A 13546-nucleotide genomic window follows, 5' to 3' on the forward strand; every position below is an offset into this window, starting at 1 on the left:
TTATGAAATACATTGCCCCAGTTCAGATTATCAGTTTGCTCCTGCTCTTTGGGCTTGCCTCTTGTCAGGAGCCATCCAGGGTGGCTGAAACCAGTTTGCCCTTGCCTTCCCATCGTCAACTGGACTGGCAGGAAATGGAGTTTTACGGCTTTGTCCATTTCAGCATCAACACCTTTACTGATATGGAGTGGGGGCTGGGGGATGAAAGTCCAGAGAAATTCAACCCTACCGAACTCGATACCCGGCAATGGGTAAAGGAGATGAAAGATGCGGGTATGAAAGGAGTGATCCTTACTTCTAAGCATCACGACGGTTTTTGCCTTTGGCCAAGCCAATACACCGAACATTCGGTAAAAAACTCCCCTTGGAAAGACGGGCAGGGGGATGTGATCGCCGAGCTGGCAGAGGCCTGTGAAGAATTCGGTTTAAAGCTCGGGTTGTACTATTCCCCCTGGGACCGTAACCATTCCGATTATGGCAAGCCGGAATACATCACTTATATGCGCAACCAACTCCAGGAGTTGCTTACCAATTACGGGGACATTTTCGAAGTCTGGTTTGACGGTGCAAATGGCGGAACTGGGTACTATGGCGGTGCAAACGAGGAAAGGAGGGTGGATAAGAGGTCGTATTATGATTGGGAAAATACTTATGCCCTGGTCAGGGAGCTGCAGCCCAATGCGGTAATATTTGGGGATGCCGGGCCGGATGTGCGCTGGGTGGGAAATGAAAAGGGCTATGCCTATCCCACTACCTGGTCGTATCTGATGCGGGATTCGGTGTATGCAGGTATGCCCGAGTATGCAGAGCTTTACGCTTCCGGTCAGGAAGATGGAACCCACTGGGTTCCGGCCGAGGCCGATGTGTCCATCAGGCCGGGCTGGTATTATCATCCTGAAGAGGACGACAAAGTCAAAACCTCGGAGGAGCTGATGGATATATACTACAACAGTGTAGGCAGGAATAGCGCCCTGCTTTTAAATTTTCCCGTTGATACCCGCGGTTTGATCCACGAAAACGATGTTCAGGCGCTACAGGAAATGGCCGCCCGTATAATGCGGGACTTTTCGGTTGATTTGCTCCAAGATGGGCAGGTAAAAATTCTCTCCCCCTCCAAAGGCCAGCACGGTCCCGAAAATGTATTGGACAACGACATGGCCACTTATTGGATTGTAAATGAGGAGGTCCTAGAGGTGGATTTTGGCCAAGAGATCACTTTCAACCGCTTCTGGGTACAGGAGCATATCCCTCTGGGCCAAAGAGTAAAATCCTTTACCCTTGAAGCCAAGCAAAACGGCCAATGGCAGCCCATTGCCTCAGAAACCACCATAGGTTACAAAAGAATTCTCCGATTCGACGATACCCAGGCTACTGCCATTAGATTCCGCGTTGATGATTACCTAGAGACGCCACTGATTTCGCAGATGAAGGTGTTTTTGGCGGACAATAGTCGATAGACCATAGTACGTAAAACCTTTTTACATCTTACTTCTAACTTCGTACTTTAAAACGAGTCGTCCACTGTTGACAGTCGACTGTCAACAGTGGACTGTTCTCCGCGAATCACTCCTTCGAAGCAAAGTCCGGGTAGGCCTGCATGCTGTGCTCGTTCACGTCTAGGCCTTCGATTTCCTCCCTGGCATGGACGCGGATGCCGCGGGCTTTTTTCATCCCGAAAAAGAGAATGAAGCTGAACGTTGAGCAAAACAAGCCAGTCACCGCTATCCCGGTCAGTTGGCTGACAATCTGGGGCCATCCGGCAAGGGAGCCGAAGATCCCTACGGCCAGGGTACCCCAAATGCCGCAGATAAGGTGCACCGAAATGGCACCCACCGGGTCATCGATCTTCAAGCGGTCAAAAAAGATCACCCCGCCAACTGCCAGCGCCCCGGCAATACTGCCAATGATCACCGCATCCAAAGGGCCCATCACGTCGGCACCTGCGGTGATGCCCACCAGTCCTGCCAAAATCCCGTTGAGTACCATGGTGATGTCAAAGGTGCGCGTAAAGGAATAGGCTGCGCAGAGTGCGCCGATGGATCCCGCCGCCCCGGCCATGGCGGTGGTGACAAATACTTTCGAAACCTCTCCCGGATTGGCCGAAAGGACACTGCCTCCATTAAAACCAAACCAGCCGAACCATAGTAGGAATACGCCTATCACGGCCATGGGGATGTTGTGTCCGGGAATGGGGCGGATGCCATGTGGGGTGTATTTCCCAATACGCGGCCCGAGGAGAATGGCCCCAACCAATGCTCCCCATCCACCGACTGAATGCACTATGGTGGATCCCGCAAAATCGTAAAAAGGTGTTTCCAAGGTGTCAAGAAACCCTCCGCCCCATTTCCACATACCCACGATAGGGTAGCAGATACCCACATACATAAGGGAAAAAAACATGAAACTGCTGAGTTTTATCCTTTCGGCCACGGCGCCTGATACGATGGTAGCCGCTGTGGCTGCAAACATGGCCTGAAATACAAAATCCGTGTAAAAAGTATATCCGGCATTATATGCTGCATTGTCCCAGTTTGCAGGAAGGTTGATTCCAAAGCCTGACAGTCCGATGAATGCCCCCTGAAAGATTTCTCCCGGGTACATAAGGTTAAACCCGATCAGGCCATAAGTGAGAATGCCAAGGCCGGGGATGATGGTGTTTTTGAAAAGAATATTGATGGTGTTTTTACTTCGGGTAAGTCCGGCCTCCAGGGCGGCAAACCCCAGGTGCATGATGAATACCAATATGGTAGCCACCATCATCCATAGGTTATTGATGGTGAAAAGCTCTTGTTGCATGGTGTTTAATAGGTTTGTAGTGTTTGGTTAGTTCTAAAGTGCGGCGTGGTCCCGGTCCTTGTTTCGAATGCGGTAGGCGCTTTCGATAGGGCTGACAAATATTTTCCCGTCCCCCACCTGCTTGGTGCAGGCATGATGAAGGATACAGTCCACAATTTTGTCCACCTGCTCATCGGTGACCACCATCTCCAGTTTGGTCCTGGGAATGTAGCCGGGATTGAAATCTGAACCCCTGTAGGATTGGGTTTTGGCATTTTCCATCCCAATTCCTTTCACTTCAAAAAAGGTGAGGAATTTGACATCCAGCTCGGTCAAGCAAGCGTGGACTTCCTCAAATTTTGAAGTTCTAATCAAAGCTTCTATCTTTTTCATTAGGTTTAAAAATAAAGGTGTTTTATTGAATATTTTGTTAATTTATGGCAAATGGGTTTAAAAAACAACATCGTATTACGAATAAAGTTGTAAAATTATTAATATGTGGTTTAAAAATGGGGTTTCTCCTTTAGGTAATGTCGGTTTCGTGGGCTTTGAGATTTTGCCTTTCCAAAAGTATCTCTTAAATTGTTAGTGAATTAAAGTCGTTTTTATGAATAAACCACTTCTGACAGCAATAGCGCTGTTTTCTACTCTAATGTTATTATTGGGCTGTGGAGGTACATCCACGGAAGAGCCAACACCCGTTTCCTTACAGTTTATGGGTAAAAAGATCAGTTTGGAACTGGATGAGACTACCCCGAATTTCAGCATGGGGCTGGGTTACCATGAAATGGACGGCAAGGAGTGGGTGTATAATATCAACTGGGAAAAGAATTCTTTGCAGGCTTACGATGCCGCAAGCGGCAAAATGACACGTAACCTGATGTTTGAAAAAGAGGGACCTGAAGGTGCAGGGGAGCTTTTTGGTTTTTATGTGCATAATCCCGACAGTATTTTTCTGTTTTCCCAGCGCAATCCTGTGATCGTACTTACCGACACTTCTGGCAAAATAAAGGAAAAGATCCAATACGATGTGCCGGACCGTTATTCCCCGGCATTTGTGCATGGAGCCTACTTTCTTTCACCGCCGGTATTGATCGGAGAGGAAATGGTGGCCAGAACACGCGTATCCGGCAATATCCGTGAGATGAATAGCGAGGATCTTGCAGGCAGCCATGTGTCATTTGCCGTAAATCTGAATGAGGGCGGTTCACGATTCATTTCACATCACTACCCGGCTGATTATATGGACAAGGGGGCCAAGCAGATTGAACCCAGTATGGCTTTCGATGGGGAAAAGTTTGTATATAGCTTTTTTGGTGACCACCATCTTTATTACAGTGAGGGTTTGGGGCAAAAACTGCAAAGCGTTTCCCTGCCAAGCGCTTACCTGGACAGGGACCTGCCCGTATTTCCCGCCCCGGAAAAAAGCCAGCAGTACATTTTCGGCTCATCCCGCTATGAACACCTGGTCTATGATCCATACCGGGAAGTGTATTATAGGTTTGCTTTCCCTGCCACCGAGGAAAGTGACCCTGAAAAAATCGCCCGCCTGAGGGACAACCCGGGTGACTTTGTAGTCATGATCATAGATAAGGACCTGAACCTTCTTGGCGAAACCCACTTCCCAAAAGGTAAGTACCATCCCAACAACCTATTTGTAGGCAAAGACGGTCTATACCTCTCCATCCAGCATCCGGATAATCCCGACAATGAAGAGGATAGAATGGTGTTTGAGTGCTTGGAGTTAGGGGGATAAGGACATGCTGTAAAATCTATGATTATAACCTCTCGCGAGCGTCATTGCGTGGTGGATACCTTACTTTCTTCTTTGTTCTGCTTGATCCATCCGATGATCCTGCAAGGGTTGGATTTTCCTTTGGCCAGGGCGAATGCCTTGCCTAGATTGACCTGAAAGAACTCCACGCCTAGCGTGCACAAGGAAAACCGGAAGGCCGGCGCGCCCATGGGAACCTCCAATTGCAAGTCAATGGGGGAGGTTTCAACTGGTATTAGCGGTGTTTCCTGCATAATGAAATCATTATCATTCTCCTCGTCCAAATTGATGTCTAAACGGTGGAGGTGGAGCCTGAAATGCGTGGCATTATCTGGAAACCTCAGCATGTACGAAGGGTGGAATTGCGGCATGCTTACTTTCAACTTTCCGGTATCAGTAGAAATTTCATAAGGCCACCTCAAAATGCTGCTTAGCCGCGTGTGCGGATTGAGGTCAAAATCTAAAAAGCGGTCCCAATTCCCGGATTCTACCACCCTTTGGCCTCGGGCGTGGATGGGGTCATCTTTTTTCATCTGCATCATGATCTTCTGCAGGCGCGTGGAAAGGTTGGTCAGCTTTGTTCTATGCTCCACCTTTTTCAAGATTTGCTTGATGTATTTGCCATTGGTAGAGGCAGCGCCAAACTCGGCCATGTTTTCCCGTGTCCGGGCAAACTTTGGGTCAGAGCTAACCCGCTCTGCCGTCACGCCGCCTTTATCCCTTACCTGATAGCCATCCTTATCCTTGTAAAAGTTCAGTTTGCCAATATTGCCCGTAAAAAATATGGGTCCTTCCTGTTTTGCCATTTTTGTTGATGTTTTTTTGAGACTGTATGACTGTTGAACTGTCAGTTCGTCGATTCGACAGTTCAACAGTTCAACCAATTTAAATCACCCCTAAGTATTCACTGTCGGAAATGTCGAATTTCCTACCTCTTTTGATGTGCCGTGAGAATGCGGCATAAATGTGCAGCTCCCCTTGGAATTGGAGAGGGGCCAGGATCTCCTGTTGCTGTTGGGACCTGAAGTTGCCTTGAAGCACCGCAAAAGAGAGTTTTGAGCGAAGGTGGTAAAGGAGGATCATCACTTGGTCTTTGGCCTTGGCGTCAGCGATGCCGGTGTTGTTGTCCCATTGCAGCCGCACTTTTCCCTCCTCGGTCCAGACAGCGGATGGGTTGGAAAATCCCGTCAGTTTCCCTTGGCTAATCATTACTTGGGAGGGGTCTACCAACAGTTCCTCTTCTTCATTGAAGTACAGGGCCTTGTTCATCAGGTTGCTTGTGGCTTGGTGGATGCCCCTTTTCATGCCGGATTTGAAGTTGTGATAGCCAAACTCGATGACCTCCAAAATGGGGAAAAGAAAATCGCTGGCCAGGGAAAGCTTCTGTTGGTGAAACAGCTGAAGCTCAGTAGGGGGCCTATTTTCCTTTTCCTTTGAGGTAAGTTTTCGGGGTGTCTTGCGGGCAAATTTTTCCCCATTAACTTCATAAATAATGGTGTTGCCGATTGTGCCCTGCAAATCCGCATGGGTATTGGTGACTCTTGCCATAAAATGGTTGTTTAAAAGTGGATAAATATAAATGATGTACTGAAAAACGCGATCACTTTACCAAAAGCAGCTTTTCCTTCTTAAAAATACCGGCAAACCAATTCTATGTGCTTAAGGCTTAGTAAATTACACCAAAATAAGATAAATCCAAATAAAGGTGAAAATTATTTGCTATTTACTGCAAATTCAAAAACAAATAATCTTCGGTTCATCATCGTTAATAATGGCTATTTATACGTTCTTGATACGCTGTTGATATGTGTAAGAACAGTAGAATCTTCTAATTTTGGTCATGACTTAGCTGATTTACGAAATTAATGTGATTTCTTAACATAGCCCATCACCCTTGAAGATTCCAAGCTGTTGGGACATATTTAGAGCAAGTTGGCTAGGTTAGAAAATATCCGGGTTGGAGTGGGGGCTAGCAGTATTAGAATTAACTATAGGGTTGGCTATGGCGGAACGTGGTAGTTTCCTTTCTCTAAGTTGAAAGACTTGTGGATTTTTAAAAAAGGATTGATTATAATATTGGAATGGGGGGGAAATCAAAGCCTAGCGGTAGAGCAACTGATGATAAGGTATACTGCGGTGGATTGGGAGAATATTATCCTCATGAAGTTTTTCATGTTCAGATTGATCCGCATTTTCCAAACCGACATTTCTGGGCATCTGAAGGTGTTGCGACATTGCTAGGTGGTAGTCGTGGGAGAAGTTTGGATTGGCATATAAAACGGACTAGCCACTACCTTAAACAGCGTCCGGAGATAGATTTGAACAACATGTTAAATTTAAGAGCTTTAGATGGAGAAACTTCTTTTCATTATGTTTTGGGCGGATTGATTGCAAAAAAAGTCTTTGAAAAAGGTAGCTGGAGCTTGCTAAAAGAATTGATGTCAAGTGGAGAAACTGATGAGGCCTATTATAAAGCCATGCACGAGCTTCTTGGGATTAAAAGAGGAGAGATTAACAACTATATCCGAGAACAGCTAGAACTTGAATCTCAAAAATTCCAATAGAAATCCTACATACTTTTACTATTTAATTGACAAACAAAATCTTCGTCACCGCCGCAGGCTTTTAGGACTAATGTCTGCTATATCTACTCCAATGGGATTTTGGAAGCATTTTCCGCTAACCATTTTTTATACGACTTCAGTTCAGGGTTCAGCTGTCTGGAGAAATCCGTATCGCGTACTGCCATGCATTCCTTTTCAAAATCCCTGTAGTACTGGAACATGTTTCCCAAGTCGTCCGCTCCGGGGAAGTCGAAGCTCCGGTAAGTATCTGGGGAGACGTTGTTGTAGATTATTTTAAGTTGAAGGGCATCCGAAAGTCCGTCTGCCATTTCTTGGCCGGTGAGGTGTTCGCCCGCGATCCCGATAGTTTGGCCGATAAGTTCTTCTCCCTTTTTGAATATGCCATAGGCACATTTGCCGATGTCCTCGGAGGCGATTCCGCTCATGCGTTTATCGTCGAGGGGAAAGGTGAGGTAATAGTTGCCGTCTTCGGCCTTCTTGGGTCCCGCTCCAAAATGGATGAAGTTGTCCCAATAAAAAGAGGCTATCATAAAAGTGGTTGGCAGGTTGGCTTCTTTGAAGAACTGGTCGGCCTCCCCTTTGGCGTCGAAGTGGGGCACTTTGTATTTGCCCTGCAAAGTGGGCATTCGGTCATCCTCCAAGGGCACCAGTTTGCGGGTGTCCTCAAGCGTAGACCATATAATGTGTTTCAAGCCTGCCTTCTTGGCCGCTTCCGTAAACTGCTTGGCTTCCTCCAGTTCTTTTTCCGGGGAAAAATGATCCCAAAAGAAGGTGACGAAATAAGCTCCATATGCTCCCTGGAGAGCCTTTTCCATGGTGTCGGGCTTGTCTATATCGGCTTGGATCACCTCAGCCCCCATGGCGGCCAGCTCCTTGGCTTTTTCGGAAGACGGGTCCCTGGTTACCGCGCGAACTGAAAATTCGCTATTGGGGTCATTTAAGATGGCCCTTGCCAATCCGCCACCCTGTGCTCCGGTGGCTCCAAAAACAGTGATGATTTTCTTTTGTGCCATGATGTGGTTAAGGTTGGTTGAATAGTGGTGGTCAAAAATTATTCAAGGATCTAATATACAGATAAATAGCTAGAAAAGTGCATGCTGATTGGAATAAAAAATATAATCATTTTACTCTGGCAAATACAACCTCATTTCCCCCTTCCCAAACTCCACCTCATCCAGATGCCCCATCTTTTCTCTGTCTTCGGTGATCAGGTGCATGTGGAGGTAGGTGTCGTGGTGGGTGAAGATGGCCTTGTGTTCGGTGGAGAAAAAGCCGAGGATGGTGGCGGCTTCGTTCTGAAAGCTGTAATCCTGCTGGCCTTGGTGTGCCTCTTCGGGTGAGCTTACTTTGGAGCCTTCGGGCAGGTTGACGATGTGGATGAGTGCATGGTCCACCTCTCCGGTGAGCTTGAACATGAATGGCCTGCTGGAGTTTTTGGTGACTCTGTCCAGGTATTGTTCTAGGTCTTTGATGGATGCAATGCTGTCAGGCAGCTCTTGCTCGGTCCATGAGGGAATGTTTGCGTAACCGAAGAACGGGGCCTTCATCTGGTAGGTCTCTTCCACCTTCATCTCAGTGTCCGAAACCACGCTTGTGTACGGCGGTTCACAAGATTGTAAATTGCGGTTTCAGGTAGTAGGAAAGCATCGATGCGTACCCCTTTCTTCTCAGGGGTGACAAAGTAATAGTAGTAATCAGAATCGGACTTTGAGCCACTGGCCCTGTTTTGGAAAAGAGGAAAATTGTTTAACTTCTTATTTTACACAATTTTTATAGTCCACTCAACGGAGGCCAACCTTTTTTCAATGCTCTGAAAGGTTTGTAAAATGCTTTCTGCCGGTGGCAACTCCCCATACACTAAACTTTTAAAGTCCCCGTCATAAATTGGTCTCAATTCATTCCAGACATTTTTTAAGTCCTTAAAAATGAGTGCCTCATTCGGGTGGTGTATTAACCACCTATTGTTGCTCCTATAACTTGCCACATCATCGCTTGCTACTTTCAGTAACATTTTATCAAAATCACTTGAATGGAAAAATTCTAAAAACTCTTCCTGGTTTAATAGCTGATGCAAATCGTAAGTGTGCCTTATCTTTCTCTTTAAATCATCTATTGGGCTGGTGCCATAAGAAAAGCGAACCAGGCTCATTATTTTTTCGCAAATAGTTCTTACGGGTTCTAATACCACTAAATTAAAAGGTAGTAATCCGTTATCTTGTGCTATTTCCGGCTGCTTATTATTTAGCATCATCTGACCGACAAAAGATACAACGCTTTTGGTGGTGTATGGCTCATGGTAACCTAACCAAGTTGCTTCTACTACAATGGCATCTCTTACCTGACCGAAATTGCCCTTAAATTGTTTATTATAGGAATGTGCCGTTTTGCGGTTCATTCCCATTTTCTGGGTAAGGCCCTCTATGGTTACTTCTGGTAAATAAGATGTTACAATTTCACTAATAGTCCTGATTTTATTGGTTAATCTATTATTCGATTCACCTTCACGCCTTAGTACCACCAAGTCAATGTCCTCGGAAAAGCGTTCAATCATTTGGTAGCACTTGGAAAGTGCAGCCCTCCCTTAAATACAGTGTCTTTGCCTATATCATTTGAGAAAATCACGAATAAGGCATATGTAACCCAATAATCCTTTTCTACATATATGGCAGGAATCCTCATTTGGTCAGCAGTAAACTGCACCGCTTGCCTGAACAAGGTTTTGTTTTCATGCAACTTCATACAATATTCCATTTTTCTGCGGTGGTCAGGGTGCTGCCCGCACCGGGTATTTTATATTTGGTTATTGGGTTCAATGATTCAAGAAGTGGCTTTGCTAGTTTTCCTTGTCCCATTTGCTCCAACAAAGCACCCAATAGTGCCCTTGTAGCAGGCGGGTATTTTAAAGCGAGGCGAACCAAAGTATTGATTTCCTTTTCAGAAAACCCTTTAATAATTGCCAGGAACCGTCTACAGGACCCTTCAATGGTGGCGTCAGGAATTTTTTTGACATAACGTATAGCATCAAGCAACTGCAATAGGGGAATGTTGTCCTTTGTAATGGTGTTTTTTTGCCTCACGAACGAAATGGTATAGCGCTCCCTTTTTAAATTGGGACGAATTTGATTTTTCCCAATTTGAATGGTACTGCTTACCTGTGTAGTTAAGCCTAATTGATTGTAAATGCTGTAGCCAGTGAGATAACCGGTGATTTTCCCATCTTCCTCTAGAAGGTCTTTTACTACCTGCCCCTGGCTTGGCTGAAGTCTTCCAAAGGGAGTACTCTCTGGTTTGTAGTATTTACCCTTTGAAAGCTTGGCAATCTTTCCTGAAGCTACCATCCGGTTTAAAGCTTTGATCACAGCTTCCTTCTTTTCCACCTCAGTAATGAAATCTGAATAGGTGAATATATAGCCCTTTGGGAGTCTATCTATAGTTGATGATATGTATTCGGCTATTTTCATCCTTTTTCTGAATTTCAAATATAAGGTATTTGTCCAGTTTTTTTTATAAAAAACTGGACATTTTTAATGTGCTATTCAAATTTAGTAAGGAAGGCAATATGAATTGAAATCAAGGAAAATACAGCCGTCGGTGTGTAGCGAGTAAGCAATTGGGGAAAAAACTTTTTTCCCCAATTGCTTAGGATAGGCTCCAACCTTTTATCGGCAAGCAGAAGGCCTTATGAAACCCCTTATTTACTTACTTACTTATTCATTTACTTATTGGTTAATAACCCCATGAGTCCATGGACTTATTGGGTTATTGCCTTATTGAACAATAACTCAATAACCATTTAAATACTTGGTATTTAAATGGTTATTTTAATTTTTTAAGGAGCTATATTCCCCCTTTTGGGAGGTCTCGTATTGGGGTTTCACTGGGATGTAGGTTGCGTTTTAAGGTAATAGTCCAAAGTCTAGCTACATCATTTCAGGGGGGGTATAATTCATAAACTCTTGGGGCCTTAACCCGTATCTTTTGGCAAGGAATTCAATTTTTTCATTCCCCCGGATTTCACCACTGTTCAGCGCATAGTAACAAATAAGACCTCTTGGGTAGATACTTTCAAGGTTTTCCAAGAATACCTCGTGAAACATAAACCGGTTCAATACTCTTGGAATAATGAAATATGCATCCTTCTTCACATCGAGAAGATCTATGTCAACGTCCCAAAATATCCCTTTACGGAATAATTGGGACAGCTTGAGGCCCGGTATGTTTATTTTTTCTTCCATGGAATGCCATAAGACTCAGTAATGAAATTTACTGATAATTCTGTAGCCTGACAACTAAATGAAGCCTACAGCAAGGCCTAATGGGTGTAATCCTGCATTCTTTGCACTCCCTTTGCACTAATTTCGTTGAGAAATCGGTCTTTCTGTGCTTTATTTAAGCGTAGTGCAGAAACTGCAAAGACTGCACTATATGGGGTATATTATCTTTTCCCCAAAAGCAGGGATGGGTAGCCACTTCTTCTTAGCTCTGATGCTAGTAATATTGATATTCTTGTTGGCTAATTGGGTGACGTATTTGATGGATGCTGGTTAGGAATACCCACCCATTTGAAGGTTTTCCAGCGTGGGCAGGGAATCATGAAATATCTTCGACAGGCTAGGGAGGGGTGTCAAAATGGCAACCAATTCGATACTGATTTCGATACTGATTAAAAAACAAAAAACCCTAACTCGCGTATTTTCAGCTAGTTAGGGTTTTATAAAGCAGAGGAGGAGGGATTCCCCCAAAGGGGTCCCTACGGGAGAACCCCCGGTACCTTGCGGTACAACGGTTTTCATTGGAGGGATATTTAGATAATCCTGTTTTCTCTTAAATAGTTGTACCCTTCAATAGATTTAAAATAAATTTCTCTTTTGTAGGCTTCTGATTTTGAGGTGAAGGTTTCGGAATATAAAATTACAAATGGTCTCCGGCCTTTGGTAGACCGCACTTTACCTGCGTTGTGTTCCTTAAGTCTTTTGGTTAGGTCCTTCGAGTGGCCGTAGTAATATTTTCCGTCCTTAGTGCTTTTGAGAATGTAAGTGTAGTACTGAACATCCATGGCAAAAAAAGGTTTAGAGATAAAAAATGACATGAAAAAAAGAGGCCCAAATCTTTCGATTTGAGCCTTCTGCAGAGGAGGAGGGATTCGAACCCCCGGTACCTTGCGGTACAACGGTTTTCAAGACCGCCGCATTCGACCACTCTGCCACTCCTCTATTTGTCTTAATACCCCGGTCGGGTATCTTTTATATTTTCGCAGTGTTGACCTTTTTGGATTAAGGCAGACAGGTCTGCCACTCCTCTGGGTCTAATTGCGTTTCCGTTTTATATGTTAACGGATTGCAAAGGTAGTGCTAAGTTTTGTTTTTGCAAATGGTTTCGGGTGAAAAAATGTGTTAGTTTAGCTAACTAGCTGATTTAGCGTTTGATAAATTTTGTCACGCTGCGCTTCTCGGCGGCTTTGTCCAGGGCCACGTTGATTTCGAAACAGATCAGGATGATGAAGCTGGTGATCAATAGCCACAACATGACAGCGATCATGGTGCCGATGGATCCGTAGAGCCTGTTGTAGGTGGCGAAGTTGTTTAGGTAGAAGGAAAACACGTAAAATCCCAAGGTGATCAGTAGGCCCGCCGTGACGGAGCCTGTGCTGAAGAAGCGCCACTTGTCGTGCACGGCCGGGGCAAAGCGGAAAATGAAGGCGGTGGCGATCATAAACAGGAACAATAGAGCGAAAAACCTCAGGGAAGCTACCAGGTAATAATTGAATCCACTCGACACGAGCCCCTGTTCGGACAGCATGCCCAGCAGCTGGTTGCCAAAAATCATTACCAGGGCGGCCGCACACAGATCCAACACCAAAATGAGCACTATCCCCACTGCTAGGAGGCGGGTGGTGAAATAACCCCTGTTTTCCTTGGTCCTATAGCAGGCGTTGAAAGCGTTCATGAGCGAGACCACCCCATTGGTGGCCAAGAAAAGTGCCAGGAAGAAACCAAAAGATAGCAGGCCTTGCCTAGGCCGGCTTACAATGTCCATAATGGTGCTTTCGGCTTCAAGGTAAATGCTGGGCGGCACGATCTCCTGTACAAACATCAGGATATTGCCTGTAGTCACATCTGGAAAAAAATATTGAATGTAGGGGATCATGTTTAGCAAAAAGAGCAATAGTGGGAACATGGCCACAGTGAAATTAAAGGCTACCGAATAGGCTCTTTCGGTGATTTCATCCTTTTGGACCTGCTGAATGAAAAGCTTGCCTACATCGTAGAGGTTTTGGTCAGGATTGCCGAAATGCACATGCCGCAGTGCTTGGGCCCTCTTGTCCGCTATATTTACGTAGTCTTTAAACTTTTGCTTCACCATGGAAAAATAATAAAAATGAGGCTAAAATTACGAATTATTTTCAAGATGG

Annotated in this window: 15 protein-coding genes and 1 tRNA gene; 3 read left to right on the forward strand and 13 right to left on the reverse strand. The window is 45.1% G+C overall.

Annotated features, from left to right (window positions below):
- Positions 1 to 2 precede the first annotated feature (2 nt).
- Positions 3 to 1457, forward strand: coding sequence for an alpha-L-fucosidase (locus tag KI659_RS07350; RefSeq protein WP_213944712.1), 1455 nt, complete (start codon positions 3 to 5; stop codon positions 1455 to 1457).
- A 106-nt stretch (positions 1458 to 1563) separates the two neighbouring features.
- On the opposite strand, the gene KI659_RS07355 is transcribed toward KI659_RS07350, so the two are convergent.
- Both KI659_RS07355 and KI659_RS07360 read right to left on the reverse strand, forming a co-directional pair.
- Entirely contained in the window at positions 1564 to 2796 is a 1233-nt protein-coding gene (locus KI659_RS07355) for an ammonium transporter (protein WP_213944713.1), read from the reverse strand.
- 33 nt (positions 2797 to 2829) lie between these two features.
- A complete protein-coding gene (locus tag KI659_RS07360; protein ID WP_143959799.1) occupies positions 2830 to 3168 on the reverse strand; it encodes a P-II family nitrogen regulator in 339 nt (112 codons plus the stop codon).
- Positions 3169 to 3382: 214 nt separating this feature from the next.
- Here KI659_RS07360 and KI659_RS07365 point away from each other — a divergent pair, with 214 nt between their 5' ends.
- Positions 3383 to 4531, forward strand: a complete 1149-nt coding sequence (locus tag KI659_RS07365; protein ID WP_213944714.1) for a DUF4221 family protein — start codon at positions 3383 to 3385, stop codon at positions 4529 to 4531.
- A gap of 41 nt (positions 4532 to 4572) precedes the next feature.
- On the opposite strand, the gene KI659_RS07370 is transcribed toward KI659_RS07365, so the two are convergent.
- The gene (locus tag KI659_RS07370; protein WP_213944715.1) at positions 4573 to 5355 is read right to left on the reverse strand and encodes a hypothetical protein; all 783 of its coding nucleotides are present in this window, start codon (positions 5353 to 5355) and stop codon (positions 4573 to 4575) included.
- A gap of 79 nt (positions 5356 to 5434) precedes the next feature.
- Entirely contained in the window at positions 5435 to 6097 is a 663-nt protein-coding gene (locus KI659_RS07375) for a DUF6266 family protein (RefSeq protein ID WP_213944716.1), read from the reverse strand.
- A gap of 593 nt (positions 6098 to 6690) precedes the next feature.
- On the opposite strand from KI659_RS07375, the gene KI659_RS07380 reads away from it, so the two are divergent.
- Positions 6691 to 7113: a hypothetical protein gene (locus KI659_RS07380; protein ID WP_213944717.1), complete on the forward strand. Its 423-nt coding sequence runs from the start codon at positions 6691 to 6693 to the stop codon at positions 7111 to 7113.
- 83 nt (positions 7114 to 7196) lie between these two features.
- Here the strand turns inward: KI659_RS07380 and KI659_RS07385 are convergent, their stop codons facing one another.
- From KI659_RS07385 to KI659_RS07420, 9 genes are all read right to left on the reverse strand, one after another.
- Positions 7197 to 8147 (reverse strand): NmrA/HSCARG family protein, encoded by a 951-nt coding sequence (locus tag KI659_RS07385; protein ID WP_213944718.1) that lies wholly within the window; start codon positions 8145 to 8147, stop codon positions 7197 to 7199.
- A 111-nt stretch (positions 8148 to 8258) separates the two neighbouring features.
- Positions 8259 to 8723, reverse strand: a complete 465-nt coding sequence (locus KI659_RS07390) for an acetolactate decarboxylase (RefSeq protein WP_317195937.1) — start codon at positions 8721 to 8723, stop codon at positions 8259 to 8261.
- Between the two features lie 170 nt (positions 8724 to 8893).
- On the reverse strand, positions 8894 to 9685 hold the full coding sequence (locus KI659_RS07395; protein ID WP_246535321.1) for a nucleotidyl transferase AbiEii/AbiGii toxin family protein: 792 nt from the start codon (positions 9683 to 9685) through the stop codon (positions 8894 to 8896).
- On the reverse strand, positions 9682 to 9873 hold the full coding sequence (locus KI659_RS18590; protein WP_246535322.1) for a hypothetical protein: 192 nt from the start codon (positions 9871 to 9873) through the stop codon (positions 9682 to 9684). The genes KI659_RS07395 and KI659_RS18590 overlap by 4 nt, the downstream gene beginning before the upstream one ends.
- Positions 9870 to 10613 carry a DUF6088 family protein gene (locus KI659_RS07400; protein WP_213944719.1) on the reverse strand — a complete coding sequence of 248 codons (744 nt, stop codon included), beginning with the start codon at positions 10611 to 10613 and terminating at the stop codon, positions 9870 to 9872. The genes KI659_RS18590 and KI659_RS07400 overlap by 4 nt, the downstream gene beginning before the upstream one ends.
- Positions 10614 to 11054: 441 nt before the next feature.
- Positions 11055 to 11369, reverse strand: coding sequence for a DUF6922 domain-containing protein (locus KI659_RS07405; protein ID WP_213944720.1), 315 nt, complete (start codon positions 11367 to 11369; stop codon positions 11055 to 11057).
- Between the two features lie 569 nt (positions 11370 to 11938).
- On the reverse strand, positions 11939 to 12190 hold the full coding sequence (locus tag KI659_RS07410; RefSeq protein ID WP_213944721.1) for a GIY-YIG nuclease family protein: 252 nt from the start codon (positions 12188 to 12190) through the stop codon (positions 11939 to 11941).
- Between the two features lie 72 nt (positions 12191 to 12262).
- A tRNA-Ser gene (locus tag KI659_RS07415) sits at positions 12263 to 12347 on the reverse strand.
- A 202-nt stretch (positions 12348 to 12549) separates the two neighbouring features.
- Positions 12550 to 13497, reverse strand: coding sequence for a YihY/virulence factor BrkB family protein (locus tag KI659_RS07420; RefSeq protein WP_213944722.1), 948 nt, complete (start codon positions 13495 to 13497; stop codon positions 12550 to 12552).
- Positions 13498 to 13546 lie beyond the last annotated feature (49 nt).

This window comes from Litoribacter ruber (assembly GCF_018449405.1).
GTDB classification, from domain to species: Bacteria; Bacteroidota; Bacteroidia; order Cytophagales; family Cyclobacteriaceae; genus Litoribacter; species Litoribacter ruber.

Bases quoted from the DNA above. Each gene is read 5' to 3' on its own strand.
- KI659_RS07350 (WP_213944712.1), top strand. From the start codon at position 3: ATGAAATACATTGCCCCAGTTCAGATTATCAGTTTGCTCCTGCTCTTT.
- KI659_RS07355 (WP_213944713.1), bottom strand. From the start codon at position 2,796: ATGCAACAAGAGCTTTTCACCATCAATAACCTATGGATGATGGTGGCT.
- KI659_RS07360 (WP_143959799.1), bottom strand. From the start codon at position 3,168: ATGAAAAAGATAGAAGCTTTGATTAGAACTTCAAAATTTGAGGAAGTC.
- KI659_RS07365 (WP_213944714.1), top strand. From the start codon at position 3,383: ATGAATAAACCACTTCTGACAGCAATAGCGCTGTTTTCTACTCTAATG.
- KI659_RS07370 (WP_213944715.1), bottom strand. From the start codon at position 5,355: ATGGCAAAACAGGAAGGACCCATATTTTTTACGGGCAATATTGGCAAA.
- KI659_RS07375 (WP_213944716.1), bottom strand. From the start codon at position 6,097: ATGGCAAGAGTCACCAATACCCATGCGGATTTGCAGGGCACAATCGGC.
- KI659_RS07385 (WP_213944718.1), bottom strand. From the start codon at position 8,147: ATGGCACAAAAGAAAATCATCACTGTTTTTGGAGCCACCGGAGCACAG.
- KI659_RS07395 (WP_246535321.1), bottom strand. From the start codon at position 9,685: ATGATTGAACGCTTTTCCGAGGACATTGACTTGGTGGTACTAAGGCGT.
- KI659_RS18590 (WP_246535322.1), bottom strand. From the start codon at position 9,873: ATGAAGTTGCATGAAAACAAAACCTTGTTCAGGCAAGCGGTGCAGTTT.
- KI659_RS07405 (WP_213944720.1), bottom strand. From the start codon at position 11,369: ATGGAAGAAAAAATAAACATACCGGGCCTCAAGCTGTCCCAATTATTC.
- KI659_RS07410 (WP_213944721.1), bottom strand. From the start codon at position 12,190: ATGGATGTTCAGTACTACACTTACATTCTCAAAAGCACTAAGGACGGA.
- KI659_RS07420 (WP_213944722.1), bottom strand. From the start codon at position 13,497: ATGGTGAAGCAAAAGTTTAAAGACTACGTAAATATAGCGGACAAGAGG.